At 66.7% G+C, this 2,431-nt stretch carries 4 protein-coding genes; all 4 read left to right on the forward strand.

What is annotated here, in order from left to right; genetic code table 11:
* Positions 1 to 393, forward strand: a 393-nt coding sequence (locus HV701_RS26500) for a cbb3-type cytochrome c oxidase subunit I (RefSeq protein ID WP_175135963.1), incomplete at its 5' end; no start/stop codon positions are given.
* Positions 394 to 403: 10 nt separating this feature from the next.
* On the forward strand, positions 404 to 1,129 hold the full coding sequence (gene ccoO / locus HV701_RS26505) for a cytochrome-c oxidase, cbb3-type subunit II (RefSeq protein ID WP_175135964.1): 726 nt from the start codon (positions 404 to 406) through the stop codon (positions 1,127 to 1,129).
* Positions 1,129 to 1,305 (forward strand): cbb3-type cytochrome oxidase subunit 3, encoded by a 177-nt coding sequence (locus HV701_RS26510; RefSeq protein WP_175135966.1) that lies wholly within the window; start codon positions 1,129 to 1,131, stop codon positions 1,303 to 1,305. The genes ccoO and HV701_RS26510 overlap by 1 nt, the downstream gene beginning before the upstream one ends.
* Positions 1,302 to 2,249, forward strand: coding sequence for a cytochrome-c oxidase, cbb3-type subunit III (gene ccoP / locus HV701_RS26515; protein ID WP_175135965.1), 948 nt, complete (start codon positions 1,302 to 1,304; stop codon positions 2,247 to 2,249). The genes HV701_RS26510 and ccoP overlap by 4 nt, the downstream gene beginning before the upstream one ends.
* Positions 2,250 to 2,431: the final 182 nt, after the last annotated feature.

A 2,431-nucleotide genomic window follows, 5' to 3' on the forward strand; every position in this document is an offset into this window, starting at 1 on the left:
GGCTCGCTCTACTACCTGATCCCGCGCCTGTATGGCCGCGAGAAGATGTACAGCGTCAAGGCCATCGAGCTGCACTTCTGGATCGCCACCATCGGCGTGGTGCTGTACATCGCCGCGATGTGGATCGCCGGGGTGCAGCAAGGCCTGATGTGGCGCGACACGGCTACGGACGGCACGCTGGTGTACAGCTTCGTCGAAGAGCTCAAGACGCGGGTGCCGTACTACCTGATCCGCCTGCTCGGAGGCACGCTGTTCCTGACGGGCGTCTTTGTCATGGCCTGGAACGTATGGAAGACGGTGAGCGGCGCGCAAGCGGTCAATCCCGCCATTCCGCAAGACGACCCCCATGCCGCCCGCACGCCGGCCCTCGCCGCCGCGCCGGCCACTGTTTGACGAGGACATCATGGCCAACAAGCAACAAGGCTTCTTTTCCCACCAGACGCTCGAAAAGAACATCGGCTGGATGATCATCGCCAGCATCCTGGTGGTGTCTTTCGCCGGGCTGGTGCAGATCGTGCCGCTGTTCTTCCAGCACAGCACCACGCAGCCGGTGGCGGGGGTCGAACCCTACAGCCCGCTGCGGCTGATGGGACGCGACGTCTACATCCGCGAAGGCTGTGTCGGCTGCCACTCGCAGCAGGTGCGCCTGCTGGCCGCCGAAGTGCAGCGCTACGGCTCGTACTCGCTGGCTTCGGAGTCGGTGTTCGACCACCCCTTCCTATGGGGATCCAAGCGCACCGGCCCGGACCTGGCGCGCGTGGGCGAGCGTTACTCCGACGACTGGCATCGCATCCACCTGCGCAACCCGCGCCAGGTGGTGCCCGAGTCCAACATGCCGGCCTACCCGTGGCTGGAAAAGACGGTGATCACCGGCCAGAACGTCGCACAGCGCATGCGCGCGCTGCGCGCCCTGGGCGTGCCTTACACCGACGAGGAAATCGCGGCGGCGCCCAAGGCCATCGAGGGCAAGACCGAAGAGGACGCGCTGGTGGCTTACCTGCAAGGGCTGGGCGTGGGCGTGCGCAAGGCGCAGCAGGCCAAGAAGGCCGAAGAGGCCAAACGGGCGGAAGAGGCCCGCAAGGCCGCGCAACCGGCCGCCGCCCCGCAACCCGCGGCGTCGGGAGGCTGATCATGGCTTTGCTGAGCGCAATCGTCACCGCCATTTCGATGGCAACCTTTTTCGGCATCGTCTGGTGGGCCTGCTCGCGCGGCCGCCAGCGCGCCAACAGCGAATCGGCCATGTTGCCGTTCGCGCTGCCCGATGAGTTCGGGCCGGCACAACAAGATGGAGCGGATCGGTCATGAGCGATTTCGTCAATGGCTTCTGGGGGTATTTCATCTCGATCGTCGCGGTCGGCGGCGTGGTGTGGTGCGTGTGGCTGCTGTACACGCAGCGCCGCTGGCTCAACACCAAGCCGGCCAATGGCCAGGTCGAGGACACCGGCCACGTCTGGGACGGCGATCTCACGGAACTGAATAACCCGGTGCCCGGTTGGTGGACCTGGATGTACCTGCTGGCCTGCGCCTTCGCGCTGGGTTACCTGTTCCTCATGCCGGGCCTGGGCTCGTACAAGGGCCAGCTGGGTTACAGCAGCGCCAACGAGGTGGCGCAGCAGCAGGCCAAGATGGCCGAGGCCGTGCGTCCGATCTACGCGCGCTTCGACGCCATGACCGTGCCGCAGATCGCCGCTGATCCCGGCGCCCGCGAAATCGGCCAGCGCCTGTTCCTGAACACCTGCTCGCAGTGCCATGGCTCCGACGCCAAGGGCGGCCCCAGCTTTCCCAACCTGACCGACGGCGACTGGCTGCACGGCGGCTCGCCCGAAGCCATCATGCAGACCATCACCAATGGCCGCATCGGCGTGATGCCGCCCTGGAAGTCGGCCATCGATCCCAAGACCGCCGGCGACATCGCGCAATACGTGCGTTCGCTGTCGGGCCTGACGGCCGACCCGGTGCGGGTGTTCCGCGGCAAGCGCGAGTTCGCCAATTTCTGCGTGGCCTGTCACGGTGTCGACGGCAAGGGCAATCAGGCGCTCGGCGCGCCCAACCTGACCGACGACGTCTGGCTCTACGGCAGTTCGGAAGCCACCATCGTCAAGACCATCCTGGACGGGCGTGAGAACCGCATGCCGGCGCATGGCGACATCCTCACCCCGGAACAGATCAAGATCCTGACGGCCTGGGTCTGGGGCCTGTCGAACAAGCCGGATGCGGCCGCGCCGGCGGCCACGGCCTCGGCCAAGTAGGCGTTGCATTTAGGTGGGGGCCGCCGCTATGGCGGCTTCCATATCACATGGACTTACCGCACGGAGCTGCACATGGATGATGGGTCAACCGCAAGCGTCAGCACGCCGCCTGGCGGCGACCCGCCGCCCTGGCGCCCGCATGTGCGGCCGCCGCGCCCCGGCCAGGAGACGCTGGAGCAGAC

Source organism: Achromobacter pulmonis, from assembly GCF_902859765.1.
Lineage (GTDB): Bacteria > Pseudomonadota > Gammaproteobacteria > Burkholderiales > Burkholderiaceae_B > Achromobacter > Achromobacter pulmonis.

Bases quoted from the DNA above. Each gene is read 5' to 3' on its own strand.
- ccoO (WP_175135964.1), top strand. From the start codon at position 404: ATGGCCAACAAGCAACAAGGCTTCTTTTCCCACCAGACGCTCGAAAAG.
- ccoP (WP_175135965.1), top strand. From the start codon at position 1,302: ATGAGCGATTTCGTCAATGGCTTCTGGGGGTATTTCATCTCGATCGTC.